The following is a 24,481-nucleotide window of genomic DNA, read 5'->3' as shown; positions in this document are numbered from 1 at the left end:
TCAAGCGCGGGCAGGGCTGATCCGTTAAAACCGGCAGGCTCATAATAGCACATGGCGGCGGAGCAGCGGGTGCACGGACATCAGGCGGCCGGCGACGCGCCGACCCTGGACGCCAAGGTCTCGTTTCTGAGCCGCCCGGAGACGTACCGGCCGGTTCCCGCCGCGGTCGCATGTCGCGAAACGCATATGTCCTGGGTCTTTCTCGCCGGGGACCGCGTGTACAAGCTCAAGAAGCCGGTGCGGTTCCCTTATCTCGATTTCTCGACCTTGGCGCGGCGCGAGCGGGCTTGCCGAGCGGAATTGGCGCTCAATCGCCGTCTGGCGCCGCAGGTCTATCGCGATGTCGTGCCGCTGGTGCAGTCGCACGGCCGTTTGTCGCTCGGCGGCGAGGGGACCGTCGTCGACTGGCTGGTGTGCATGGAGCGGCTCGACGAGCGCTTCATGCTCGACCGGCTCATCGCCGACGGCCGGCTGACGGCGGCGCAGGTCGCGCGGCTGGTCGATGCGCTGGCGCGCTTTTATCGCATGGCTGAGCCGACGCTGATTGCGCCGACCGTTTATCGGGCTGAGCTGCTGCGCAGCCTCGACTACAATCGTCGTGTCCTGCTTGACGGCCGTTTCTCTCTGCCTTCTGGGCTTGTTTGGCGTATCGATCATGCGCAGCGCCGGTTTCTGCGCCAGTGCAGCGGTTTGATCGATGCCCGCTTCCGGCATCGCCGCGTCGTCGACGGCCACGGCGATCTGCGGCCGGAGCACATTTGTCTCGACGACGACGTACGCATCATCGATTGCCTCGAATTCAACGCGCGGCTGCGCGTGGTCGATCCGTTCGACGAGGTCGCGTTCCTGAGCCTCGAATGCGAGCGGCTCGGCGCGGCCTGGGCTGGAGAGTTATTGCGCCGCCGCTTGATGCGCGAGCTGCGCGACGGTCCAACGGACCTGCTGTTCACGTTCTATCACTGTTACCGCGCGACGTTGCGGGCGCGGCTCGCGATCGCCCATCTGTACGAGCCCCATCCGCGCACGCCGGAGAAATGGCCGCGCGTAGCGCGCGAGTATCTGGCCCTGGCGGCGAGGAGTGCGCGGAAGTTGGAGGCGTTCCTTAAAACGCCATCAAGTCGGTGAGGTCGCGGGCCTCGTTGAGACGGCGGATGGTTTCGGCGAGCAGTGGCGCGGACGGAAGAACGACGAGTTTCTTGTTCGCGTCGGGATGATCGAGCCGGAATGGTGCCGCCGTGTCCGTGACGATGATCTGGTCGATGGCGGCATCGGCAAGAACATCGGCCGCGCCTTTCATGAACAACCCGTGCGAGACGAGCGCCAGCACACGTTTGGCCCCGGCGGCGCGCGCCGAGCGCGCGGCGCGCAGCAGCGTGCCGCCGGTGCTGATGAGATCGTCGACGATCAGCGCCGTGGTGCCGGCGACATCGCCGACGAACAGGTCGCCGGAGACGACACCGGCGCTGCGGTGTTTCTCGGCGAGGCCCTTGCCGACGGGACGCCCGAGCGCGGCTTCCAGCGTCTCGCGCAGCATTTCGGCGCGCTTCATGCCGCCGGCATCGGGCGAGATCACCGACAGCGGTCCGGCGGCCAACGCGTTCTTGAGGTAATCGACGAACAACGGTGTGCCGGTCAGCGCGACCGTACGACAGCGGAAGGCGTTTTCGAACGCCGCGGGGTTATGCACCTCCAGCGTCACGACGCAATCGGTGCCGACGGCTTCGAACAGCGCGGCGATGTAGCGCGTCGTGACTGGATCGTGCGGTTTGGTGCGGCGATCTTTGCGCGCGTAACAGAGATACGGCGTCACCGCGGTGACGCGGGCCGCGCCGGCGTCCTTCAGCGCGCCGATGAAGAACAACAGACTGCAGAGCTTGTCGTTGACGCTCTCGGCCGGCCCGCCGTGGAGGCTCTGCACCACATAGACGTCGGCGCCGTCGACCGCGTCGAGCGGGCGCGCCTTATGCTCGCCGTCCTCGAAGTCACGCTCTTCATGGTTCGCGAGCGGTGCGCCCAAGGCTTCAGCGATCGCCCGGCCGAGCGCGGCGCTGGCGTCGAGCGCGAACAGGCGGAGAGGGTGCGTTGCCATGGGCGCGGTCCTGACGGAAGGCCAACCGATTTCCGTTCGTCGCCGCGAAAGCGGGGACCCAGCGCGGCGGTGCGAGTTTGTTAGAGCCTACTCGGTTCCCGCTTTCGCGGGAATGAGCGGAGAACCACCATAGGATGATGGGACTCGCGTTCGCTTGATCTGCCGCAAGGGCGCGGTCGCGCGACTACGGGCGGCTCTTGATCAGCGCGTCGCAGGCCATGGCGGCTGTATCGGCGACACCGGCGTCGCGGGTGACAAGCGCCGCGACGATGGCGCCGTCGATGATCAGCCCCAAGGCATGCGCCACCTGCGGCGGCTGCGCGAAGCCGGCCTCGCCGCACAACGTCGACAGCCGCTCGAGCACCACCTTCTTGTGCGCAATGGCGAGGTTGCGCATGCGATCGTCGGCCTTGTCGCTTTCGCCGACGGCGTTGATGAAGGGGCAGCCGTAGAAGTTCTCGCGTTCGAACCAGAGCTTGAGCGTCGGCGCGATGCGGCCGAGCCGTTCGCGCGCCGTGCCGCCCGGCCCATCGATCTCGGCGAGGAACCAATCGCGCCAGGCGCGGCCTTCGCGTTCGAGCACGGCCTCCACCAAGCCGTCCTTAGAGCCGAAGCTCTTATAAAGAGTGGTCTTCGCCGTGCCGGCCGCATCGACGATGGCATCGACGCCGACCGAGTTGATGCCGTAACGGCAGAACAGCCGCGTTGCCGCCTCGATCAATCGCTCCTGCGGCGATGACACCGGGACTGGTGCCGTGTCGATCGGCGCGTCGAGGGCAGGGCTGGCGGTGGCGGCGTCCATATCTCCAGTTAAAGCGCGTCGCGGCGGAGCGCAATAAAAAGTAGAACGACCGTTCTGTCTCTGCACTCCCTGCGGGCAACCTGCCTTGGCGCGATGATCAGAAATTGAGCGTTCGGGCCGTTCTCGCCGGCCCGCGCGCGCGCGATGTCTGATTCACCACGGTTTTTCCGGCTGGCACGTCTCCTGCATAATACAGAACGTTCTGTATCCTAACCGCAGAGAGGAAACCAATGACCCAAGCCGTCGCCAAGACCGCCCTGACCGGGTGTCTCGCTCCCATCGATAAGGCGGGCCTCGACGAACTGATCGCCAAGGGCAAGGCCGACCCGAAGGTCATCAAGACGCTCAAGTGCAAGACTGTTGCGGAGGGGCGCTTTCGCCACCTCAATTTCGTGCGCACGCTGCCGCCCTATATCGTTGACGAGCCGCCGGGCCTGCTCGGCGACGACACCGCGCCGAACCCGTCCGAGGCCTCGCTCGCGGCACTTGGTTCGTGCCTGGCTGTCGGCATTCATGCCAATGCGGTCGCGCGCGGGATCACCGTTTACAAGCTCGAGATCGAACTCGAGGGCGATCTCAACATCACCGGCGTCTGGGGCACCGGCGACCTCTCGGAAAAGCCGGTCGGCTTCACCGACGTGCGCGCCAAGGTCACCTTTGAAGCAGACCGTCCGCGCGAGGAGCTCGACGCGCTGATCGCGCACGCCAAGCAGTGGTCGCCGGTGGCGAACACCTTCACCCGGCCGGTCAATCTCGATGTGACCTTGGCTTGATCAAGCGGCGCGGGGGCAACCTCGCGCCGTTTCGCCGCCAACGTCGGATGCAATGAGGGGTGCGCAATGCTCGAGAGTTCGGTTGCTCGCAACGAAGACAAGCCGTCCGCCGGCGCGGACGTTATCGCCGCCATGCGGGATTTGTCGGCGCGCGAGCTCGCGCCCCTCGTGCATAAGATCGACGCCGAGGGTTATTACCCGGAAGCGGTGATGCGCGGCTATGGCCGTCTCGGCGGCTATGCCGCGCATCTGCCGGCTGACGGCATGCCGGACATCGACACGGCCGTGCGCGCAATGGCGGCGGCCGGCGAATACTGTCTGTCGACCTCGTTCTGCGTCTGGTGTCAGGACGCGCTCGGTTGGTACATCTTCGCCTCCGACAACGAACATCTGAAAGAAACGCTGCTGCCGCGCGTCGCCGCCGGCGAAGCGCTCGGCGGCACGGCGCTGTCGAACCCGATGAAATCCTTCTTCGGCATCGAAGGCTTGCGCCTTAAGGGCAAGCGCGTCGAAGGCGGCTATATCGTGCGCGGCCTGTTGCCGTTCGTATCCAATCTAGGCGACGACCATTACTTCGGCGCGGTGTTCGAGGTGGAGGAGGGCGGCAAACGCAATGTAATGGCGATCGTGCCCTGCGCCTCCGAAGGTCTGTCGCTTGCCGACAACACCAGATTCGTGGCGCTCGACGGCACGCGCACCTTCGCGGTGCAGATGCGCGACGTTTTCGTGCCGGACTCGTCGATCATCGCCGATCCGTGCGATGCCTACATCAAGAAGATCCGCGCCGGTTTCGTGCTGTTGCAGGCCGGCATGGCCTTCGGTCTCATCCGCGATTGCATCAACCTGATGCAGCAGGTGAAGGGCCCGCTCGGCCATGTGAACAAATATCTCGACGCGCAACCCGAGCACATTGCCGAACAGCTCGCGGCGATGGAGAGCGCGGTGACGGCCCTGTGCGCCACGCCGTTCGAAACCGATCCCGGCTATTGGCGCGCTGTGATCGAGGCGCGGCTCGCCGCCGGTGAAGCCTCGGTCGCGGCGGCGCATGCCGCGATGCTCCATTGCGGCGCGCGCGGCTATGTCACGACCGGCGCGGCGCAGCGCCGCCTGCGCGAAGCCTACTTCGTCGCCATCGTCACGCCGGCCACCAAGCAGCTCAAGAAGATGCTCGCCGACATGGCGCACTGACGAGGAGCATTGAACGCGTCGAAACGGAAAGGAGAAGCACAGCGGCCCAACGTCAGGCTGGCCCCCTGCGGTCCAAGATGATCACGCCGGGAAGCGTCGAACATCCAGTAGGAGCGACCCATGACTGAGAAAGTGCTCGTTACGCCCTCCGAACTCTCGTCCATGCTGCCCTCGGACGACATCGTCCTGATCGATACGCGCGATCCGGCGACTTATGCCGCCGGCCATCTCCCTGGCGCCGTCAATATCCACGACATCTTCACCTATCTCGCCACCTCGACGCCCGATGGCGTCGCCGCCATGCGCGAGAAGTTCGCCGCCATCTTCGGCGCGGCCGGTCTGTCGGGCAAAGAGACCGCGGTGGTCTACGAGCAGTCGATGAACTCCGGCTTCGGCCAATCGTGTCGCGGCTACGTGCTACTCACCTATCTCGGCTATCCCAAAGTGGCGATCCTGCACGGCGGTTACGCCGCCTGGACGGCTGCCGGCCTGCCGACCACGACCGACGTGCCGGCGCCCGCAGCCGCGAGCTTCGATATCGATCCCAAGGCGGCTTCGATCCTCGTCGATCTGCACGGCATGAAGGCCGCGGTCGCCGATCCCAACATCGTCAAACTCGACACCCGCGACGTCGACGAATGGATCGCCGACTCGTCTTCGCCCTACGGCAAGGACTTTTGCCCGCGCAAAGGCCGCATCCCCGGCGCCGTTTGGATCGAATGGTACCGCATGATGAAGCCGACTTCGGCCGGCCCGATGTTCAAGTCGGCGCCGGAAATCCTTGCTGAATGCGCCAGCGTCGGCGTCACGCCCGATACGCCGGTCGTGCTCTATTGCTTCAAAGGCGCGCGGGCTTCCAACACCTTGGTGGCGCTCAAGGAGGCGGGCATCAAGAACGTCAGCCTCTACTTCGGCTCCTGGAACGAATGGTCGCGCGATCCGTCATTGCCGATCGAGGAGGGGCTGCCTTACAGCGCGGGTCCGTCAGCGGTCGCCGCAGCATAACGGTTCGGGCGCCGGAGTTCGCTTCGGCGTCCGCAAATTCGTCTCGCCAAGCTTATCGTGCCGCCGCATTGCGCGGCGGCACGATGCCGAGGGACTTGATGCGCGAGGCCAGCGTCGTCGGCTTGACGTCGAGCAGTTCGGCGGCGCCGCCCGGCCCGAACACCTTGCCGCCGCAAGCTCCGAGCGCTGCTATGATATTGGCGCGGTCGCGCTCGCGCCGTTCGTCGTCCGTCAGCAAGGTCGGTTTGACGGCGCTCGTGGCGGTCGGCCGCAACGCCCCGGCGCGTGCCGTGCCGACTGCAGCCTTGCCTCCGTCCGGCAGGTCGATCCGCAATCGCCCCGACCGTGCCAAGATGGCGCCACGCTCGATGACGTTTTCCAATTCGCGCACATTGCCGGGCCAGTCGTATTGGGTCAGCTTGCGGGCATCCGCTTCGGTCAGCCGCAAGTCGCCGGTCTTGAGCTTGCGCACCTCGCTACGGACGAAATGCTGCGCCAGAAGCGGGATGTCGTCGCGCCGTTCGCGTAACGGCGCCGAATGAATCGGGAAGACGTCGAGGCGGAAATAGAGATCCTCGCGGAAACGGCCGCGCCGCACCTCTTCCTTGAGTTCACGGTTGGTCGCGGCGATGACGCGGACATCGACCGAGCGGGTGCGCTCCTCGCCGACCCGTTCGAAGCTGCCTTCCTGCAATACGCGCAGCAGCTTGCCTTGCAGTTCGAGCGGAATTTCGCCGACTTCGTCCAGGAATAATGTGCCGCCGTCGGCAAGCTCGAAGCGGCCGACACGGTCGCGCAGCGCGCCGGTGAAAGCGCCTTTGACGTGCCCGAAGAATTCGCTCTCGAAGAGCTCGCGCGGGATCGCCGCGCAATTGACGCGGATGAGCGGCCGGTCGCTACGCCGGCTCGCTTCGTGGATGGCGCGTGCGATCAACTCCTTACCGGTGCCGGATTCGCCGGTGATCAGCACGCTCGCGTCGGTCGGCGCCACCAGTTCGACCTGGCGCAGGATTTTCTGGATTGCCGCCGAGCGGCCGATGATGCCGTGATGATTGCCTTCGAGGCGGATTTCCTCTTGCAGATAGGCGTTTTCGAGTTCGAGCCGCTTGCGGAGGCCATCCATCTCCTCGTGCGCCGCGCGCAACTTCTCATCGGCCTCGCGCCGCTGCGTCACATCGCGAAACACGATCACGGCGCCGACCACGACGCCGCGGTCGCGGATCGGCGTCGATGTATACTCGACAAAGAACGACGAGCCGTCGCGCCGCCAGAACACTTCGTCGACGACATTGTGCACGGCGCCATCGCGGAAGGCCGCATAAATCGGGCAGTGCACTTCCGGATAATGCGAGCCGTCGGGCCGGCTGTGATGCACGATCGAATGCATATCGCGGCCGACGAGGTCTTCGGCCTTCCAGCCGAGCATGCGTTCGGCCGCCGGGTTGACGAAGGTCGTCTTGCCCTCGGCATTGACGCCATAGATGCCTTCGCCGGCGGCGCGGAGGATCAATTGGTTCTCACGCTCGATGTCGCGGAAGACGCGTTCGATGCGCTGCCATTCCGCGATGCCGCCGCGCACGAAGGTTTCCGCCTCCGTGTCGATGGCGCGGCGCTCGCGCGTCGCGAGATCGCCGAGCGTGAACAGGAGCAAGGGACCGGTTTTCCCAGGCAACATGCTGCCGGCGATCTCCAGCGCAATCTCGCGCCCGGAGGCATGACAGGCGGTGAGCGACCGGGTCCAATAGTGGCCTTTGGCCATGACCGCCTGGGAGAAGACGATGAGCGCCGGCCGCTGATCGGGAAAGAGAGCGCTGGCGGCGAAGCGCGCGAGTTCGCTGCGCTCGTGGCCAAGCAGACGGCAGGCGGCCGGGTTGGCATCGCGGATGCGATCGGTGTGCGCCTCGACGACGACCATGGGCTCGCTGCCGCATTCGAAGACAGGACCGTAGACGGTATTGCCGCATATTTCGGCACCGGTAGGAGGCGCTGGCAGCGTCATGAGTGCATCCGCTTCGTCGCTCATACGAGAATTCGTAGGATGCGGTACGAGATTACGTCGACGATGAAATCTCGTAGCGTCCCTTCCAATCTCTTCAGCAAAATCAATGCCGAAACGCGGGGCTTCCTGGTGCAAATCGGTCGCAGGCGCGCTGGCACGCTTGTTGCTGAACTCCCTTTGCCGCGAACAGCACGGCCATTTGGCCGCGAGGGGGAGCTTCGATGTCCATTTTCGACAATCCGTTCGATCCGAAGCGCATGACGGGAGGCTGCACCTGCGGCCACCATGCCGATCAGGCCCAGCACGAGCGCGAGGCGCAGCTCGAGCTCCAGCAGACCTTGGCCAGCGAGGAGAAGCGTTACGAGAACGTCGTCGCCTCGGCGGTCCTCAAGGCCGTCATTCCGGATGCGCCGACTCGGCGCGCCTTCCTGCACTCGGTCGGCGCCTCGACGGCGCTTGCCGCGCTGTCGCAGTTCTTCCCGCTGAAGACCGCGACCGAAGCCTTTGCCCAAGGCGGCCCGCTGGAGAAGAAGGACCTGAAGGTCGGCTTCATCCCGATCACCTGCGCGACGCCGATCATCATGGCCAAGCCAATGGGCTTCTACGAAAAGCAGGGGCTCAATGTCGACGTCGTCAAGACCGCGGGCTGGGCGGTGGTCCGCGACAAGACGCTGAACAAGGAATACGACGCCGCGCACATGCTTTCGCCGATGCCAGTTGCGATCTCGCTCGGCCTCGGTTCGACGCCGCAGCCCTTCGTCGTGCCGGCGATCGAGAACATCAACGGCCAGGGCATCACCCTGGCGATGAAGCACAAGGACAAGCGCGACCCGAAGGAATGGAAAGGCATGAAGTTCGCCATTCCGTTCGACTATTCGATGCACAATTATCTGCTGCGCTATTATCTCGCCGAGCACGGGCTCGATCCGGATACCGACGTGCAATTGCGCTCGGTGCCGCCGCCGGAGATGGTCGCGAATCTGCGCGCCGACAACATCGACGGCTTTCTTGCGCCCGACAACATCTGCCAGCGCGCGATCTATGACGGCGTCGGCTACCTGCACATCCTGTCGAAGGAGATCTGGGACGGGCATCCCTGCTGCGCCTTCGCGGCCTCGAAGGAGTTCATCGCCACGGCACCGAACACCTTCGCGGCGCTCTCGCGCGCTATCGTCGACGCCACCGCCTACAGCTCCAAGGCGGAGAACCGCAAGCAGATCGCGGAAGCGATCGCACCGGCCAACTACATCAACGCGCCGGTGACTGTGCTTGAGCAGGTGCTGACCGGGACCTACGCCGACGGGCTCGGCGGCATCAAGAAGGACCCCAAGCGCGTCGATTTCGATCCGTTCCCGTGGCAGTCCTTCGCAGTGTGGATGCTGACGCAGATGAAGCGCTGGGGCCAGGTCAAGGGCGATGTCGACTACAAGGGCGTGGCCGAGCAGGTGTTCCTGGCGACCGATATGCAGAAGCAGATGAAGGAGATGGGCCTGACGCCGCCGACCGCGACGTCGAAGACTTTCGTCGTCATGGGCAAGACCTTCGACCCGGCCAAGCCCGAGGAGTATCTCGCGTCGTTCAAGATCAAGAAGGCGGCGTGATGCAGAAGGCTGTTGTGGTCTCTTTCCCTCCCCCCGCGAGCACCTGCGAGCGGCGGGGAGGGTCGACGCCGAAGGCGTCGGGGTGGGCGGGCTTCGGTGAGGCGGCTCGCCACCCCCGACCCCTCCCCATCGCTTCGCTCCGCTCCGCGGGGGGAGGGGAGAAGAACCGCCAATGACCCTCTCGCTTTCCCTTCGCGCGGCGATCGTCTCGATTGCGCTGTTCGTTGCCTTCATTCTCGTCTGGCAGGTTGCGGTCAGCGGCAGCGGTCCGGCGGCCAACATGGATCCGGAATACGCCAAGCTGATGGGGGCGACCGCGACGCAGGGCAAATCGGCCATGCCGGGTCCGTTCGACGTCGGAGCGAAGCTCTGGGAGCAGCTGAAGAACCCCTTCTACGACAAGGGGCCGAACGACAAGGGGCTTGGCATCCAGCTTGGCTATTCCATCGCACGCGTTCTCGCCGGCTATCTGCTGGCGGTGCTGTTTGCCATTCCCGTCGGCTTCATGATCGGCATGTCGCCGCTGATGAGCCGCGCGCTCGATCCGTTCATCCAGATATTGAAGCCGATCTCGCCACTCGCGTGGATGCCGCTCGCGCTCTACACCATCAAGGATTCGAGCCTGTCGGCGATCTTCGTCATCTTCATCTGCTCGTTGTGGCCGACCTTGATCAACACGGCTTTCGGCGTCGCCAATGTGCGCAAGGAGTGGCTCAACGTCGCCAAGACGCTCGAAGTCGGTACGTTCCGCCAGGCCTTCACGGTGATCCTGCCCGCGGCCGCGCCGACCATCCTCACCGGCATGCGCATCTCCATCGGCATCGCCTGGCTGGTGATCGTCGCCGCCGAGATGTTGGTCGGTGGAACGGGCATTGGCTACTACGTTTGGAACGAATGGAATAATCTTTCTATTAGTAGTGTGATAGTGGCGATCGTGACGATCGGCGTGGTCGGCATGCTGCTCGACCTGATGCTGGCGCGGCTGACGCGGCTCGTGACCTTCCCGGAGTGAACGCATGACCGACAAGTTCATCTCCATCGAGGGCATCGCGCGGCGCTATCCCAAGGCCGGCGGCGGCGACACCACCATCTTCGAGAACCTGTGGCTCAGCATGGCGCGCGGCGAGTTCGTCTGCGTCATCGGCCACTCCGGCTGCGGCAAGACCACCGTGCTCAACATCCTCGCCGGCCTCGACGCGCCGTCCGAGGGCGCCGTCATCGTCGACAACCAGGCGATCGCCGGCCCGAGCCTCGACCGCGCCGTCATCTTCCAGAGCCACGCGCTGTTGCCGTGGCGCACCGTGCTCGGCAACGTCGCCTACGCCGTCGCCTCCAAGCACCGCCGCTGGAGCGCCGCGCAAATCAACGCCCACGCGCAGCGCTTCATCGACGTCGTCGGCCTCACCGGCGCCGAGCACAAGCGCCCGGCCGAACTCTCCGGCGGCATGAAGCAGCGCGTCGGCATCGCGCGCGCGCTGTCGATCGAGCCGAAGATCATGCTGATGGACGAGCCGTTCTCCGCGCTCGACGCGCTGACGCGCGGCACCTTGCAGGACGAGGTGCGCCGCATCTGCCTCGAAACCGGCCAGACCGTGTTCATGATCACGCACGACGTCGACGAGGCGATCTATCTCGCCGACAAGGTGGTGCTGATGACCAACGGCCCCGGCGCGGTGATCGCCGAGATCGTCGACAACCCGCTGCCCAAGACGCGCGCCCGCGCCGACGTGCACAAGCATCCGCTCTATTACGCCGTGCGCAACCACATCATCGACTTCCTGGTCGCGCGCTCTAAGAGCTTCGACAAAGGCGCGGCCTACGATCCGCGGAACGTGCCCGTGGTGCGCCCGGGCGCGGCACCCGCCGACGTTTCACCGTTCGTCCCCGCGGACGCGGGGACCCAGAGCAACACGGATCGCGCCTCTGGCCCTGGGTTCCCGCTTGCGCGGGAACGAACGGGGTGAGGCTTTGCCCGACGACGAACGTTCACCTTCCCTTGTCACAACGCCGGAGACTCCCATGAAGCGCGAAGACCTCACCGAAAAGCTGCTCGACATCAAGCGCGAGAAGGGCTGGAGCTGGAAGCACATCTGCGAGACGATCGGCGGCATGTCGCCGGTGTTGATCGTCGGCGCGATCCTCGGCCAGCACAAGCTGACCAAGCCGCAGGCGGCGAACGCGGCCAAGCTGTTCGGCCTGAGCAAGAGCGAGGAGGCGATGATCAACGAGGTGCCGATGCGCGGCACCGCGACGCCGATGCCGCCGACCGATCCCTTGATCTACCGCCTCTACGAGCTGGTGCTGGTCAACGGCCCGGCGATGAAGCTGCTGATCGAGGAGGAGTTCGGCGACGGCATCATGTCGGCGATCGACTTCGACATGACCATCGACCGCCAGCCGGACCCGAAGGGCGACCGCGTCAAGCTCGGCATGACCGGCAAATTCCTGCCGTTCAAGTACTACGGCGCGACCGGCAACCAGCAGGCCTATGGGTTCAAGGAGGAGTAGGGGGCTTCCCCGCGCCGCTCGCGCTCTTCACCCTCCCCCTTGTGGGGAGGGTCGCTCACCGAGCGTCGCGAGGTGAGCGGGGTGGGGTAGCAGCGGTGATGCGCTTGTCGCTGCCGCACTCTCGGCGTCATGCCCGGGCTTGTCCCGGGCATCCACGTCTTACAAACCTCTGACCTCGGCGCGGCTCACTCCGCCGCGTGACGGCGCTGCTCGCGCAGGTCCAGCAGTCGGTGAAAAGCGAGCACGCAGACCACAGCAAAGCCGATCATCACGAACGGCCACACCATCGCGAAGATTCCGAATTCTGTCATTCGCGCAATCTCCCGAGCATCGCCAATGCCGACATGTGTAGGCTTACGCCCACGGTGCCACAAGCAAACGCGAGCACCGACACATAAAAAGCTCCAACCGGCAATGACGACAGACCATAAAGCCATGCTGCCGCAGGAGCGAACGCGCCCGCCGCGATCAGCGCCGTGGCGATCGTATTCAGCCAGGAGGCAGTGAGTTTGGTGCGCTCATTGTGAACCAGGAACATGGCAACAACTCAACGATGAGAACGTATCATGAACAATGTTGTCGAAGTTGTCAATGTCCGCGCGTGCTATCGTTGCTGGCCCAAGTTGAAGAGAGCGAGCATGTCAGAGCGGAAGCGCGTCCGACTGTTTCGTGACGGCCGCAACCAGGCGGTCCGTATCCCGGCGGAATTCGAACTACCGGGCGATGAAGCGATCATGTTTGTCGCCGCCGCACTCTCGGCGTCATGCCCGGGCTTGTCCCGGGCATCCACGTCTTGCTGTCTCGAAGACAAGGACGTTTTGCGCGAAGCTTCACTGCTTAAAGCAATGTTCCCGATGCCATTGCAAGAAATGGGGATGCGGACGTTCAGACGTCCGCTGAGGGGCAAACGCGTAACCGCTCTTGTTGATAAGAGCTCGAATGCTATCGGGATCGTTAGCCTGCCGCGAAACGAGAATTTGCAGATCGTCAGCGAGGCTAATCAGCCCTCGGTCGAACATCCAATGCACGGTGCCTGAAAGTGCAATTCCGTTGCTGACGATATCGGGACCGTGGGCTTCAACGGGGCGGATATGCGCTGCCGCGACCTCCGCCCGGCCTCGGCCGTTTATGAGTTTGAGGCCGCTGACGGCGCAACGTTCTGGGTAGGCCCGCAATACGGTCCGGCGAAATATCCGATCGCGCACGATTCGTGACACAGTAAAACTCGTGCGATCGCGGCTCTGCTCGAACTCGAACGGCCTTTGTTCTTCCTGGAGATCGAGCATCGGAGGTGCTTCGCCGACGCGCGGGAGCATAGGCTCGCTGTCGTTCAGGCCCAAGGCGATGATACGATTAAAATCGCTTGGTGAGATTGGCCGGACGGCTGATTGCGCGCGGCCGGAAATCCTTCCTTCTTCGTTTAGAACACCTCGCTCATTCACCACGCCAGATGCGTCGGTGAATGGGACGGGGGTCGCGAAGTCGAGGCAGCTGCCGGGTTCGATGAGTGCGAGGTACATACCGGCCGTTGCCGGATCGGGAATGACCTGCTGGACTTTCGCAATGGCAAAGTAGCCCCGCGTATCGGCCACCTTGCGAGGCTCATAATATATGATCCAATCGCCGACGCAGGCTTGAACACGGCCGAGATATTGACTGGGAAATTGATAACGCTCAGCGGGACTGTCGTTGTAGATCGAATCTGACCGGTGAATTAAAACCCCGTAACCCATGCGCAGTTTATAACCCGGATATCGCAGTCACCCAGTATAGCTGCCGGCTTTCGTTTTTCTTGAAGTTAAGTTGGGCTAACTTCGATCCGTTTTAGCTCGCGCTTCGTCATTCCCTCCCCGAGGGTGATGCGCCACTTTGCGAAACCCGCACTCATGCCATTTGCGCAGGGCGGCAAACCATTGACAATAGAGACATTGAGTAGGCCGGAAAAGTCGCCGTCGGATTTTGCCATAACATCAAGCTGTGTGCCTCGCCGGAGCAGTATCCCTGCCGCAGCGCTATCAACGACGCTTTCTTCATCAACTTCGACTGTCACATTCGGAATCAAAATGCCGCGCCATGAAGTGCTGCCTTCGCATTTGAAACCTGAAAATTGGAATTGCCCATCAAGGCATATGGCGTAAGGGGAGCCGGAAGCGCGTGTAATCAGCATTGCATATTCGTAGGAGTTTCTGGGCCATACAAGTGTCAGTTCTGCCGCGGCGTCTCCGATATAGCCGACAGAAAACTCCGCTGGCGAAAGCATGATTTTATCCCCCCTGTATTCGTTCGATTAGCATCGACCAATACGCTTCGGACGCGCCTTCCTGAGAGAGCTTGGCGCGGTCGCCGCCTGCGCGGGCTATCGTCATGCCGAGCGGGCGGAGGTACATAGCTTGATCGTCAGAATCGACGCTAAGTAGTTCGTTATATCCGTTGCCCATTTCCGACGAAGAATAGGCTATGCCCGAGGCGAACTGGTCACCTAAAAAAACTGTGCACTGCGCAACGGACTTTCCGTTCTTGTATATCTTCGCAGAAAAGCGGTTTGCGTCGATCCGACGAAAGCTGCCCTCGATTCCTGGATTGCGCTGCGACAACTCGGTCAGTGAATTCTCGAAGAACTTCGCCATAAACTCGAAACAATCAATTTTGAAGGCATCTCGGTCGCGCTCGCTAAACTGTTTTGCGACGCGTAGATTGCTGGAGCGGGGAGCGCTATCGATCTTCGGAGCCGGAGCCCCAACTGATCCTGGCGCTTTGTCTCTCGTGATCGTCCCGCGGGGTGCTAGTCGTTCGGCAACTGCGCGCACAGCCTTGGCAACTTCCAATAGGGCTTGGTCGCGGTCTGGAAATTGCGTTATCGGGCGGCCGTCGGGTGGCGTCGCATTTAGCTTTCCGAATGGTGCTCCGTGCCAATCACAGGCTCGCAAGATCACGGGAATGACGACGGCCTCGCCAGCCTCGTGTCGTGCCATCGCGCGAGCCATTTCCTTCTCGTAGCAATAGTTGGAGTCGAGAAAATCGGCGCTGATAAGTAGCAGAATGATATCATCGGTTTCGATGTGATGATCGATTTCCTTGCCAAAGTCTTGTCCGGCGCCGATCCTGCGATCATGCCAGACTTCAATGACTCCTTGGCGCTTAAGAAGGGAGAGTTGTTTTTCTAGTTGATCTCGTAACGCCTCGTCAGCGTGCGAGTAAGAAAAGAAGACGCTAGGCATTGTCGACTCCGACCCCGGTACACGGCGCAACCGCCAGTTCCATTTTCGAACGGGGAGCGCAAGAAATCCAGATCGATGTCCGCGTTATCAGTGCATTTATAAGCTTCGCAGAAGCTTTGAATTGCATCTCTCAGGAAATGACCTATGGGCTTGCTGAGGCTCTTGCTTTAGCTCTGCCAAGTTGACATCTGCATGGGCCTCTCACTCTTTTGCCGGCTGGTAGGTGAACACGGGATCGAATTTTTCGTCATCGTCAAATCCGATCTGCCAAGTTTCGAATACTGCAGCGGGTCCATTGAGTGTGTTTGGATTGATTAGCCCCGTTTTCAATGACACGGCGCTCGGATCAATATGCTCATCAAGAAAGCCAAGATACACATCATCATCAAATTGCATGACGTGGCCAGGTTGGGGAGTTCCGATGCCGTTCCGTAAACGGTTGGGCGCCGCGCCTGTAAAGATGGTCATGCCGGGCTGCTTGTAGACGATCGACGGCGTAGCCTGTCGGCTACTTTGGAGTGCGGGCGGTTGTCCAGCGGTGGATGTTAGAATTAAAATTCGACTATCTGGAGATTGAGGATAAGCGATCTTGATTGCGATCGCGAGATTGTCGGCTGCCATGAACGCGAAGCACTGACCGTTTGGCACGTCAGTCAATCGGGCAGGCATGCCCTTCGAGAATATTTCCATGGAACGCCCCGGTTAGAACTATTGGGAATAGGTAGCGTTAAGCGCCTTGAAGTGACGTCGAACGGAAGCAGGTAGAGAATCAACTAATAGTATATATATAATTGAATTGCACGCCTATCTCCCTCTCTCCTCCACCACTTTGGACATAGCGCAGGTCATCCGTCTGCGGCAGGCTTGTACTTCAGGTTTGGTGGGACGACGCGGCCAACCCGTGGATGGCCGGGACAAGCCCGGCCATGACGCTGCTGCTGACGCCGCCGATGGGGCAGGCCGCTCGCTCCCCCCTCACACCTCCTCCAACATCCACGCCTGACGGCGCTGGCGCCGCCGCTGGCTTTTGCTCATGTTGCGCGGGCGCTGCTTGAGGTCCGCGTATTGGCGGCTCTCGACATAATCCTTCACCGCCGCGCGCGGCGCGGCGTAGAGGTCGACGCCGCCGTCGGCGAGTTCGGCGAGCAGCTTCGGCGCGGGCGCGTCGCCGAGATTGGTGAGCGCCGTCGGGCGCGGGGCCTTGGGCGCGCGCTTGCGCGGCCGCAGCGCCACCTTGGTCATCCGGTAGAGCGCGTAGGCTTCGGCGAGCTTGTCGACGTCGACGTCCGCGCTGTCCTCCAGTTCGCGGACATAGCGTTCGGCGAGCGCCGCGAGGCGCGCGGCAAGCGTGCGCAATTTGAGCTGCGCGCCGGCGCGCTCGCGCGGCACGGTGTCGGTCGCGCGCGGCGCGAACAACGGCCGCGTCCAGCCCTGGTCGCGCGTCCAGCGGCAGATCGAGGCGGCGCCGACGCCGGTCTTGGCGGAAATCTCGCCATAGGTCAGCGCCGTCTGCTCGACGAAATGGCGCACGCGCGCGACCGTGCCGTCGGTGTGCGGGCGGCGCGAACGCTTCGGCCGCGGCCCGGCGATGGCGTCGCGGGCGCCCGGCTTGTAGCGCAGCGCGAGGATCGGACGGGCGAGGGGGTGAAATGTCATTTCTAGGATGTTAAGCCTAGGATGAGGCGGGAGCAAGGGGCCGCTCTTACCCTCCCCCTGGAGGGGGGCGGAGCGCTTCTTTCTTACCCTCCCCCTTGTGGGGAGGGTCGCTCACCGAGCGCAGCGAGGTGAGCGGGGTGGGGGTGATGGCGATTTACAACGACCCCCACCCCGATTGGCCTTCGGCCAATCGACCCTCCCCACAAGGGGGAGGGTGAAGAAAGAAGAAGGGCGAGGGTGAAAGGAAGGAAGGGAGGGCGAGGGTGAGCGCTTACGCCACCGCGTGCGGCGGGATGCGCTGCGCCCAGGGCTGCGCCGTTTCGAACGCAAGAGCGGCGGCGAGCACCTTGGCGTCGGCGTACCACGGGCCGACGATCTGCAGGCCGAGCGGCAGGCCGTCGCGCGAGACGCCGCATGGCACGCTGACGGCCGGATGGCCGGTGAGGTCGAACATGTTGAGATACGGCACCCACGAGGCGCGCATGTCGCCGGCGTCCTGGCCGTTGATGGCGATCGGGTCGAGCGCCTTGTGGTCGGCCGAGAGCGGCGGCCGGCTCATGGTCGGCGTCAGGATCAGGTCGTATGTGGCGAACCAGCCCTGCACCATGCGGAAGTGCGCCGTGCGCTTGTAGGTCGCCTGCAGCAGCTGCTGGCCGCTGTAGGCGCCGCCGGCGCGGATGCCGTCGACGAAGGAGGGGTCGAGTTGCGGCGCGACCTCGTCGATGCGCGCGAAGAAGCGCGCCGCCCAGTTCGATTGCTGCAGGATGCGCCAGGCGGGCTCGGCGTTGTCGATCGCCTCGTCGATGACGTCGACCGTGGCGCCGAGCGCGCGGAAGGCGGCAAGGCTCGCTTCGCACGCGGCGCGCACCTCGTCGTCGAGGAGCGTGTTGCCGATCAGCGGGCGAAACGCAATGCGCAGGCCTTTGATGGGTGTGTCGAGGCTGGCCGTTGCGCGGATGTGGTTAAGGCCGAGCGAATGCGGATCGGCCGGATGCGGGCCGGCGACGACGTCGAGCATGAGCGCTGCGTCGCGCACAGTGCGCGCCATGACGCCGAGATGGATGAAGTTGTTGAAGCCGTCCGGCACCTGGTTGTGCGGGATGACGCCGAGCGTGGGTTTCAGGCCGACGATGCCGGTGCAGGCGGCGGGCAGGCGCGTCGAGGCGCCGGCGTCGGTCGCGAGCGACAAGGGCCCGAGCCCCGCGGCGACCGCGACGGCCGAGCCGCCGCTCGAGCCGCCCGGCGTGTAAGCGAGGCCCCACGGGTTGCGCGTTACGCCGAAGGCCGGCGCGTCGGTCATCAGCTTGTGCGCGAACTCCGACGTCATGGTCTTGCCGATGATGACGGCGCCGGCGTCCTTGAGGCGCTTCACCGCGGCCGCGTCCATGTCGGGCACGTTGTTTTGCATCGTGCGCGAGGCCCAGGTGGTGCGGATGCCGGCGGTGTTGATGATGTCCTTCACCGACACCGGCACGCCGTGCAGCGGGCCCAATGTGTCGCCGCGCGCGACCGCGGCGTCGGCGGCTTTCGCGGCGGCGAGCGCCTCGTCCTTGCAGAGCGTGATGAAGGCGTTGAGCGTTGGCTGGCTTTGCTCGGCGCGGCGGAGGATCTCGGTGGTGACCGCGAGCGACGAGATCTCGCGCGCGCGGATGCGCTGCGCCATCTCAACGGCGGTCATATAGGCAAACGGCGAGGCCGCTGCGGTCATGGGTCTTGGCTCCGAAAGAATGAGAGGCGAGGGGCGGCGGCGCGCCCGCTCACACCGGCAGGCACAGCGCGTTGTCGACGAGCAAATTGTCGTAGACGCAGCGGCGCGCGGCGAGCTTGAGCGCGCCGTTCACGCGCCTGAACGTGTCGTAATAGGTGCCGACCTGATGGATCTTGGCGTCGGGCCGGTCGTACAGCACCTGCAGCACCACATAGTTGGCGCGCGCGGTGACGGTGCCGTCGGCGGCTTCCTCGCCGACCGACTGGTTGGCGATCATGTGCCGCAGATAGCGCGGCGCGAACATCGCGGTCTCCTTCAGGGCGAAGGCGCGGTCGCGGATCATGCCCTTGTTCTCGCAGTAGATGAGACCGACCGGCAGATTGCGGTCGTGGTTCTCGCGCGACAGGATGATGTACAGCGCGTCGTCGGTGAACAGCTCGGCCCAGTCCATCAGCCGCTGCTCGTCGAGCGCGGCGGCATAGACGTTGTTGAAGGTCGTCACCTCGTGCGCCAGCAGCAGCGCGTCGAGGCGGGCATCGCGGTCGGCCATGGCGAGCGGCGGGCGGGTCATCAGGCCTTGCATGATCAGAGCCCCATTTCCTGGCGCCAGTGCTTGTACATCGCGCGGATCGCCGCCTCCGAGATCAGGCTGTCGGCGGTGCCGGTCTCGATGTCCGGATCGAGCTTCACCAGATGCTCGCCGTTCGGCACGTTGAGCATGCCGTCCTGCACGAACTTGATCGCCTCATTGTCTTCGAGGCCGAGGAAGCCGGCCGGCCCCATCAGGTTGCCCTGGCGCAGGCGGTGGCGCGTCATCTCCTCGGTGTCGCCCTCGAAGCCGAACATGGTCCACTTCATGATGAACTCGTTGGGGCCGGTCGGCACGATGTGGCGCACGCCGAGCGTGTTCATCTCGCGCTGGATGATCAGGTTCGGCCAGATGGTCGCCATGGTCACCGACCACGGGCTGTCGAACTCGTCGATGAAGTCCATGAAGCGCGGCTCTTCCAGCGTCATGCCTTCGCGATAAGCGCGCATCTCCTTCTTGGCGTCGCCGGAGACCGCCTTGCCGTCGGACTTGGCCGAGGCCATCACACCATGACGGCCGGTCGGATCGGCCAGCATCAGCGAGCGGTTGCCGGCGACGAGCAGGCCGAACGTCACCAGGAAGGTGTGCAGCAAGGTCGCGTGATACGGGTCCTTGAGGTTCTCGTGATAGAGCTTCCAGTTGCCCGGCAGCGTGTGACGGTAGTAACCGAGCAGCACCGGCTTGCGGCCGTCGAAGGTCGCTTCGAACTCGCGCAGCACTTCGGGCCCGAGATAGTCCGGGAACGACTCCATGTCGTTGCAGTAGGAGGCGAATACGACGCCGCGATGCGTCGTGACGTTCAGCTTGCGCAGCCCATGGTCGGCGTTCTTGAAATCGGCCGGCATGCCGCCCTTGCCGTTGACGCCGCGGCGGAACGGCACGCCGGCGAGATTGCCCTTCAGGTCGTACGACCATTGGTGATAGGGGCAGACGAACTCCTTGGCGTTGCCGGACAGATCGCGGCAGAACTCGGCGGCGCGGTGCGCGCAGCGGTTCTCGAACACGTTGATCGCGCCATCCTTGTCGCGCGCGACGACGACCGGTGTCGGGCCGACATTGGACCGGATGAAGTCGCCCGGATTGGGCACCTCGCATTCGAGTGCGACGAAATTCCAGGTGCGGCCGTGGAAGATCTTCTCGACCTCGCGCTCGTAGATGGTCTGGTCGGTGTAGACCCAGTCCGGGATGCGCGTGAGGCCTTCCTCCGGCCACAGATAGCGTTTGGTCAATGCCAGCGAAGGATGTGCGGTCATGGCGGCCTCCGGGGATGTTTCGTCTGCTTCGTCATCCGCGAGGACGACGGCGGTGGATGCGTCGAGATCGAAAGGCGTTGCGGCTTGCAAGTCGGTGCGCGCCTGACGAATGGCGTCAGGCGCGGAGAAAGCGACGACACCGGTGAGCTTGCCGGTGTCGCGGTCGAGCGTGCGATAGACGGCGCCGGCGGCGGCCTCGATGTCGCCTTCGCGCGCGACGATGTCCCTGGCGCCGATGCTGCCGATCATCTGGATGTTGAGGCCGAACTGATCGGTCCAGAACCACGGCTTCTTGGCGGCGCTGCCGGGTGCCGCGCCGGCGATGGAACGGCCCGCGGCGGCGCCTTGTTCCTCGGCATTGTGCCAGCTTTCAAGCCGCACGCGGCGGCCGCCGTTAGGAATGTGATGCAACGCGCAATCGCCGGCGGCCCAGATGCCGGCAACGCTGGTGCGGCCTTCGGCATCGACGTCGATGCCGCCCGCGACCTTCAGGCCGGCGGAGGCGGCCAGTTCGACATGCGGCTCGAGCCCGATGCCGACCAGCACCGCGTCGACTTCGAGCGTGTCGCGCTCGGTGACGACGCCAAGCTTCCCGCCGCGCTGCGTGATCTCGCGCACCTCGGCATTGCGGCGGACCTCGACGCCGTGAGACTCGGCCAGACGCCGGAAGGCGCGGCCGAGCGGCGCCGGCAACAGCCGCGACATGATCTCGGGCTCGCGTTCGAGCACGGTGACGGCGACGCCGCGCTTGATCGCCGCGGAGGCGAGTTCGAGGCCGATGAAGCCACCACCGACGACCGCGACGTGGGACGCCGAGGCGAGCGCGCGTTCGATGGCGTCGGCGTCTTCGACGGTGCGCAGATGCAAGACACCGGCGCGATCGGCGCCGGGAACGCCGAGACGGCGGGCGCGGCCGCCGGTCGCGATCAACAGCGCATCGTAGGGCAGGCGCGTGCCGCTGCCGAGTTCGACTTGCTTCTGCGCGGCGTCGATGGCGACAACCTGCTGACCGAGATGCAGGCGCACGCCGAGCGCCTCGGCATCGGCCTCGCTCAGCCGCGTGCAGGCGGCGAGGTCGCCGGTGCCGAACAGCATGTCCTTCGACAGCGGCGGGCGTTCATAGGGCAGGTGCACTTCATCGCCGACGAGATCGATCGCGCCATTGAAGCCGGCCGCGCGCATGGCGCGGATCGCGGCGGCGGCGGTCTGACCGGCGCCGACAATGACGGCGGTGGTCGCAGCGGCTGGCGCCGCGGTTTTCTTCTCGGCGGCCGAAACCGGCGGCCGGGCGCCGGGCTGGTCGAGGTCGACGAGGATGTCGTCGCCGTCGACCTTTGCCGCATAAGTGCGCAGGTCTTCCGTCAACGGCGCGCACAGCGCCTTGCCGGTGCGGATGTCGAACTGGCCCTGGTGCAGCGGGCACTCGATCTTGCCGTCCTCGATCCAGCCTTCGGACAGCAGCGCCAGCGCGTGCGTGCAGACGTTGTGCGTGGCGAAGACCGTGCCGCCGAGATTGAAGAGCGCAACCGGCGTTCCGCCGACATCGACGCCGATGACGGCGCCGTCCTTTATCGAACTCAACGATGCCGCACGCTGCCAGGCCATGGGTTCGTTTCCGCGCTTATTGATCAGTGTACATCGTTGTTTCCGGGCGGCAACGGTGCCGCCGCCGCTCGACCACAAGGAATTTATTGCCCCTGCGATTTAGTCAGTGTACCATCATAAAATAGGACACCGCAATCGGAGGAGCGCCGTCATGGCCCAAGAGCCGCTCGCGACCAAAGGCAACTACCTGCACATCTATGACTTCCGCGTGCAGAAGGGCCACGAGGATGAGTTCATCCGGCTGTTCGAGGAGTTCGACTATTCCGACGGCAACCCGATGCACAAATCGGCGGCGCAGGTGAGCGACGGCGTGCTCTGCCGCGACGTCGAGGATCCGCAGCGCTTCTTCCTGATCGCCGAATGGTCGGACATCGAAGAGCACGCGAAGATCCGCAAGATCCTCGCCAACGAGCTCAAGCCGGAATTCATCAAATATATCGAGGGCGGCAAGTTCATCCCGAAATACGTCCAGGTCGTCTCCTCGACGCCCGACGAGATCCTGCAGAAGGCGGCGGGGTAAGCCGGCCGTGGAGCGGCATCTTTATACGTTCTTCCGGTCGTCGACGTCGTACCGGATGCGGATCGTGCTGGCGTACAAGAAGCTCCCCTACGAGGCGCATTACGTCAGCCTGCCGAAGATGGAACATCGGGAGCCGGGCTATCGCGACCTCAATCCGCAAGGCCTGGTGCCGCTGCTGATCGAGGGCGGCCGCAGTCATATCCAGACGATGGCGGTCATCGAGTATCTCGACGAGATCTATCCCGAGCCGCCGCTGATGCCGAAAGATCCGCTGGATCGCGCTTATGTGCGCGCGTTCTCGCAAGTCATCAGCTGCGACATTCATCCGCTCAACAACGTGCGGGTGCTCAAGCGGCTCAAGAGCCAGTTCGGCGCCGACGAGGCGGCGACCAACGAATGGTACGCGCACTGGATCGCCGAGGGGCTCGGCGGCCTGGAGCAATATGTCGCGCAAGAGGGGCGGTCGGGGCGCTTTGCGCTCGGCGACAGCGTGACCATGGCCGATACGTGCCTGGTGCCGCAGATCTTCAACGCGCAGCGTTTCGGCTGTCCGCTCGACGGCTATCCCAAGCTGATGGCGATCTTCGAGGACTGCATGAAGCTGCCGGCCTTCACCGACACGCAGCCGAGCACGCAGCCGGACGCGTTTTAGCCGATTAAGTCGCGGCATCGCCCCGTCATCCTGAGGTGGCCGCCGAAGGCGGCCCTCGAAGGATGGACGGCCAAGGCAGGTCAGCCACAGCGGACTTGCGGTAGGAATCAGGCCGATGTCGGATAGTTCCGACCTCGGTGGCCGTCGCCCTTCGAGGCTCGCTACGCTCGCACCTCAGGGTGACGGAGAGAGTCTGTCTGTAGCCCGGGTGGAGCCAACGGGTCGGCGCGAAGCGCCGCCCGATGACAGGCTTCGCGTAACCCGGCGACGATCGATGGGCTGCTCCCGGATTTGGCTGCGCTCATTCGGGCGAGCGACTGACTCAAAATCCGCTCGTCCCCGCGAAAGCGGGGACCCAGCGCGGCAGTTCAATCCTGATAGGCTCAACTGGAGTCCCGCGTGCGCGGGAATGAGCGGAGGTTGCGGCAGCCTTATCTCAAGATGGCGCTATGCCTTGCTCGGGCTGAAGATGGTGCGGCCGAGATGGTTGTTGCCGTCGATCAGGCGGATCAAGGTGGTGATGAAAGCGTGGCGCTCGGCCGGCAGCAGCGGCTCGAGCAGCCGTTCCTGCGCGCGCTGCATCGCGGCGTACATTTCCTTGGTGACGCGCTTTCCTTCCGGCGTCAGGCGCGCCAGCATCGTGCGCTTGTCCACCTTGCCGCGCCGGCGTTCGATCAAGCCGCGGCGGCTGAGCCGGTTGAGCACATCGGCGGCATTGGTGCGGTCGATGCCGAGTTCGCGCGCGATCGAGTTCTGATCGAGGTCGGGATTGGTCGCGAGCGTGGTCAAAAGCCCGTATTGCACCGGCGTGATGTCGAACGGCGTGCATTCCTCGAAGAACAGCGCGTAATGGATCTGGTGCAGGCGGCGCAGCAGATAGCCCGGTCGCGCCCACAGCGGCATTTCCGACATGAGTGCGCCCGCAACGGAATAATCGCGCGGCTGGCCGGCGCGCGCGACGAGCTTTGCCGGTGCGCCGGCCGGAGCCGACTTAGTACGGCGTTTTGGGCTTGTTGCCATGGGCATTCCTATAGACGTTCGGCCGAACGCCGACGCGCGAGGGTTGAGTCGGAGCAATTGGACGATCCTGGCACGTCCTTTGCAACCATTTGAGGGCGAGTTTCCCGAAGGATGTGGACATGGCAGGTGCGCGGCGAAGGCGTGATCCGGCGCGCTGAGCGGCGGCCGCTGGCGACTTGATAGCGCAGCGAACGGCGAAAGCAAAATCGTCAGTACCACATCATATCTTGTCGAATTCAAAATTGTCGTGTTACCGTGTGCGTGCCGGTGAATGCCAATCGTCTCGTCGAGCAGG

At 64.1% G+C, this 24,481-nt stretch carries 24 protein-coding genes and 1 pseudogene; 11 read left to right on the top strand and 14 right to left on the bottom strand.

The features are described 5' to 3' along the window. Window positions 1-69 precede the first annotated feature (69 nt). Entirely contained in the window at window positions 70-1,125 is a 1,056-nt protein-coding gene (locus DW352_RS09795) for a hypothetical protein (RefSeq protein ID WP_245434388.1), read from the top strand. Here the strand turns inward: DW352_RS09795 and DW352_RS09790 are convergent. Together DW352_RS09790 and DW352_RS09785 are read right to left on the bottom strand one after the other, a co-directional pair. Further along, window positions 1,103-2,089, bottom strand: a complete 987-nt coding sequence (locus DW352_RS09790; RefSeq protein WP_115690744.1) for a ribose-phosphate diphosphokinase — start codon at window positions 2,087-2,089, stop codon at window positions 1,103-1,105. The genes DW352_RS09795 and DW352_RS09790 overlap by 23 nt on opposite strands. Before the next feature lie 184 nt (window positions 2,090-2,273). Continuing rightward, a complete protein-coding gene (locus tag DW352_RS09785) occupies window positions 2,274-2,891 on the bottom strand; it encodes a TetR/AcrR family transcriptional regulator (protein ID WP_115690742.1) in 618 nt (205 codons plus the stop codon). A gap of 230 nt (window positions 2,892-3,121) precedes the next feature. On the opposite strand from DW352_RS09785, the gene DW352_RS09780 reads away from it, so the two are divergent. The 3 genes from DW352_RS09780 (at window position 3,122) to DW352_RS09770 (ending at window position 5,857) form a co-directional block, all read left to right on the top strand. After that, complete coding sequence (locus tag DW352_RS09780) at window positions 3,122-3,664, top strand: OsmC family protein (protein WP_115690740.1); 543 nt, start codon at window positions 3,122-3,124, stop codon at window positions 3,662-3,664. Window positions 3,665-3,730: 66 nt separating this feature from the next. Then, window positions 3,731-4,852 (top strand): acyl-CoA dehydrogenase family protein, encoded by a 1,122-nt coding sequence (locus DW352_RS09775; RefSeq protein ID WP_115690738.1) that lies wholly within the window; start codon window positions 3,731-3,733, stop codon window positions 4,850-4,852. A gap of 120 nt (window positions 4,853-4,972) precedes the next feature. Beyond that, the gene (locus DW352_RS09770) at window positions 4,973-5,857 is read left to right on the top strand and encodes a sulfurtransferase (RefSeq protein ID WP_115690736.1); all 885 of its coding nucleotides are present in this window, start codon (window positions 4,973-4,975) and stop codon (window positions 5,855-5,857) included. A gap of 52 nt (window positions 5,858-5,909) precedes the next feature. Here DW352_RS09770 and DW352_RS09765 read toward each other — a convergent pair whose 3' ends face one another. Beyond that, on the bottom strand, window positions 5,910-7,772 hold the full coding sequence (locus tag DW352_RS09765; protein ID WP_245434463.1) for a sigma 54-interacting transcriptional regulator: 1,863 nt from the start codon (window positions 7,770-7,772) through the stop codon (window positions 5,910-5,912). A 305-nt stretch (window positions 7,773-8,077) separates the two neighbouring features. Here DW352_RS09765 and DW352_RS09760 point away from each other — a divergent pair, with 305 nt between their 5' ends. From DW352_RS09760 to cynS, 4 genes are all read left to right on the top strand, one after another. Next, a complete protein-coding gene (locus DW352_RS09760) occupies window positions 8,078-9,457 on the top strand; it encodes a CmpA/NrtA family ABC transporter substrate-binding protein (protein WP_115690734.1) in 1,380 nt (459 codons plus the stop codon). 172 nt (window positions 9,458-9,629) lie between these two features. Further along, window positions 9,630-10,469 (top strand): nitrate ABC transporter permease, encoded by an 840-nt coding sequence (ntrB, locus tag DW352_RS09755; RefSeq protein WP_115690732.1) that lies wholly within the window; start codon window positions 9,630-9,632, stop codon window positions 10,467-10,469. A 4-nt stretch (window positions 10,470-10,473) separates the two neighbouring features. Next, entirely contained in the window at window positions 10,474-11,421 is a 948-nt protein-coding gene (locus DW352_RS09750) for an ABC transporter ATP-binding protein (protein ID WP_115690730.1), read from the top strand. Between the two features lie 55 nt (window positions 11,422-11,476). Next, a complete protein-coding gene (cynS, locus tag DW352_RS09745; RefSeq protein WP_115690728.1) occupies window positions 11,477-11,965 on the top strand; it encodes a cyanase in 489 nt (162 codons plus the stop codon). Window positions 11,966-12,150: 185 nt separating this feature from the next. Here the strand turns inward: cynS and DW352_RS27475 are convergent, their stop codons facing one another. Together DW352_RS27475 and DW352_RS09740 are read right to left on the bottom strand one after the other, a co-directional pair. After that, window positions 12,151-12,276 carry a hypothetical protein gene (locus DW352_RS27475; protein ID WP_281011445.1) on the bottom strand — a complete coding sequence of 42 codons (126 nt, stop codon included), beginning with the start codon at window positions 12,274-12,276 and terminating at the stop codon, window positions 12,151-12,153. Then, complete coding sequence (locus tag DW352_RS09740; protein ID WP_115690726.1) at window positions 12,273-12,503, bottom strand: hypothetical protein; 231 nt, start codon at window positions 12,501-12,503, stop codon at window positions 12,273-12,275. The genes DW352_RS27475 and DW352_RS09740 overlap by 4 nt, the downstream gene beginning before the upstream one ends. Before the next feature lie 100 nt (window positions 12,504-12,603). Between DW352_RS09740 and DW352_RS27310 the strand changes: the two are divergent. Next, window positions 12,604-12,702 (top strand): annotated as a pseudogene (locus tag DW352_RS27310) (antitoxin); the annotation flags it as partial. Between the two features lie 93 nt (window positions 12,703-12,795). On the opposite strand, the gene DW352_RS09730 reads toward DW352_RS27310, so the two are convergent. The 8 genes from DW352_RS09730 to DW352_RS09700 all read right to left on the bottom strand — a co-directional run bounded on the left by DW352_RS09730 (window position 12,796) and on the right by DW352_RS09700 (window position 21,994). Continuing rightward, window positions 12,796-13,698 carry an HNH endonuclease gene (locus DW352_RS09730; RefSeq protein WP_115690724.1) on the bottom strand — a complete coding sequence of 301 codons (903 nt, stop codon included), beginning with the start codon at window positions 13,696-13,698 and terminating at the stop codon, window positions 12,796-12,798. A gap of 65 nt (window positions 13,699-13,763) precedes the next feature. Then, window positions 13,764-14,225 carry a hypothetical protein gene (locus tag DW352_RS26755; RefSeq protein WP_162826886.1) on the bottom strand — a complete coding sequence of 154 codons (462 nt, stop codon included), beginning with the start codon at window positions 14,223-14,225 and terminating at the stop codon, window positions 13,764-13,766. 4 nt (window positions 14,226-14,229) lie between these two features. Continuing rightward, on the bottom strand, window positions 14,230-15,183 hold the full coding sequence (locus tag DW352_RS09725; RefSeq protein ID WP_115690722.1) for a toll/interleukin-1 receptor domain-containing protein: 954 nt from the start codon (window positions 15,181-15,183) through the stop codon (window positions 14,230-14,232). Between the two features lie 201 nt (window positions 15,184-15,384). After that, the gene (locus DW352_RS09720; protein WP_115690720.1) at window positions 15,385-15,873 is read right to left on the bottom strand and encodes a hypothetical protein; all 489 of its coding nucleotides are present in this window, start codon (window positions 15,871-15,873) and stop codon (window positions 15,385-15,387) included. A gap of 285 nt (window positions 15,874-16,158) precedes the next feature. Continuing rightward, a complete protein-coding gene (locus DW352_RS09715) occupies window positions 16,159-16,839 on the bottom strand; it encodes a hypothetical protein (protein ID WP_115690718.1) in 681 nt (226 codons plus the stop codon). A gap of 271 nt (window positions 16,840-17,110) precedes the next feature. Further along, window positions 17,111-18,547 (bottom strand): amidase, encoded by a 1,437-nt coding sequence (locus DW352_RS09710; RefSeq protein WP_115690716.1) that lies wholly within the window; start codon window positions 18,545-18,547, stop codon window positions 17,111-17,113. 49 nt (window positions 18,548-18,596) lie between these two features. After that, window positions 18,597-19,118 carry an aromatic-ring-hydroxylating dioxygenase subunit beta gene (locus DW352_RS09705; protein ID WP_115694338.1) on the bottom strand — a complete coding sequence of 174 codons (522 nt, stop codon included), beginning with the start codon at window positions 19,116-19,118 and terminating at the stop codon, window positions 18,597-18,599. A gap of 14 nt (window positions 19,119-19,132) precedes the next feature. Beyond that, a complete protein-coding gene (locus DW352_RS09700) occupies window positions 19,133-21,994 on the bottom strand; it encodes an FAD-dependent oxidoreductase (protein ID WP_115690714.1) in 2,862 nt (953 codons plus the stop codon). 151 nt (window positions 21,995-22,145) lie between these two features. On the opposite strand from DW352_RS09700, the gene DW352_RS09695 reads away from it, so the two are divergent. Both DW352_RS09695 and maiA read left to right on the top strand, forming a co-directional pair. After that, window positions 22,146-22,514, top strand: coding sequence for a putative quinol monooxygenase (locus DW352_RS09695; protein WP_115690712.1), 369 nt, complete (start codon window positions 22,146-22,148; stop codon window positions 22,512-22,514). A 7-nt stretch (window positions 22,515-22,521) separates the two neighbouring features. Next, on the top strand, window positions 22,522-23,166 hold the full coding sequence (maiA, locus tag DW352_RS09690; protein WP_210209958.1) for a maleylacetoacetate isomerase: 645 nt from the start codon (window positions 22,522-22,524) through the stop codon (window positions 23,164-23,166). A gap of 447 nt (window positions 23,167-23,613) precedes the next feature. Here the strand turns inward: maiA and DW352_RS09685 are convergent, their stop codons facing one another. Continuing rightward, the gene (locus DW352_RS09685) at window positions 23,614-24,186 is read right to left on the bottom strand and encodes a MarR family winged helix-turn-helix transcriptional regulator (RefSeq protein ID WP_210209957.1); all 573 of its coding nucleotides are present in this window, start codon (window positions 24,184-24,186) and stop codon (window positions 23,614-23,616) included. Between the last annotated feature and the right edge of the window lie 295 nt (window positions 24,187-24,481).

Origin of the sequence: Pseudolabrys taiwanensis, assembly GCF_003367395.1 — a bacterium.
Taxonomy (GTDB): domain Bacteria; phylum Pseudomonadota; class Alphaproteobacteria; order Rhizobiales; family Xanthobacteraceae; genus Pseudolabrys; species Pseudolabrys taiwanensis.
Note: the sequence above shows the minus strand (reverse complement) of the source record. Positions and strands in the feature narration are given on the sequence as shown.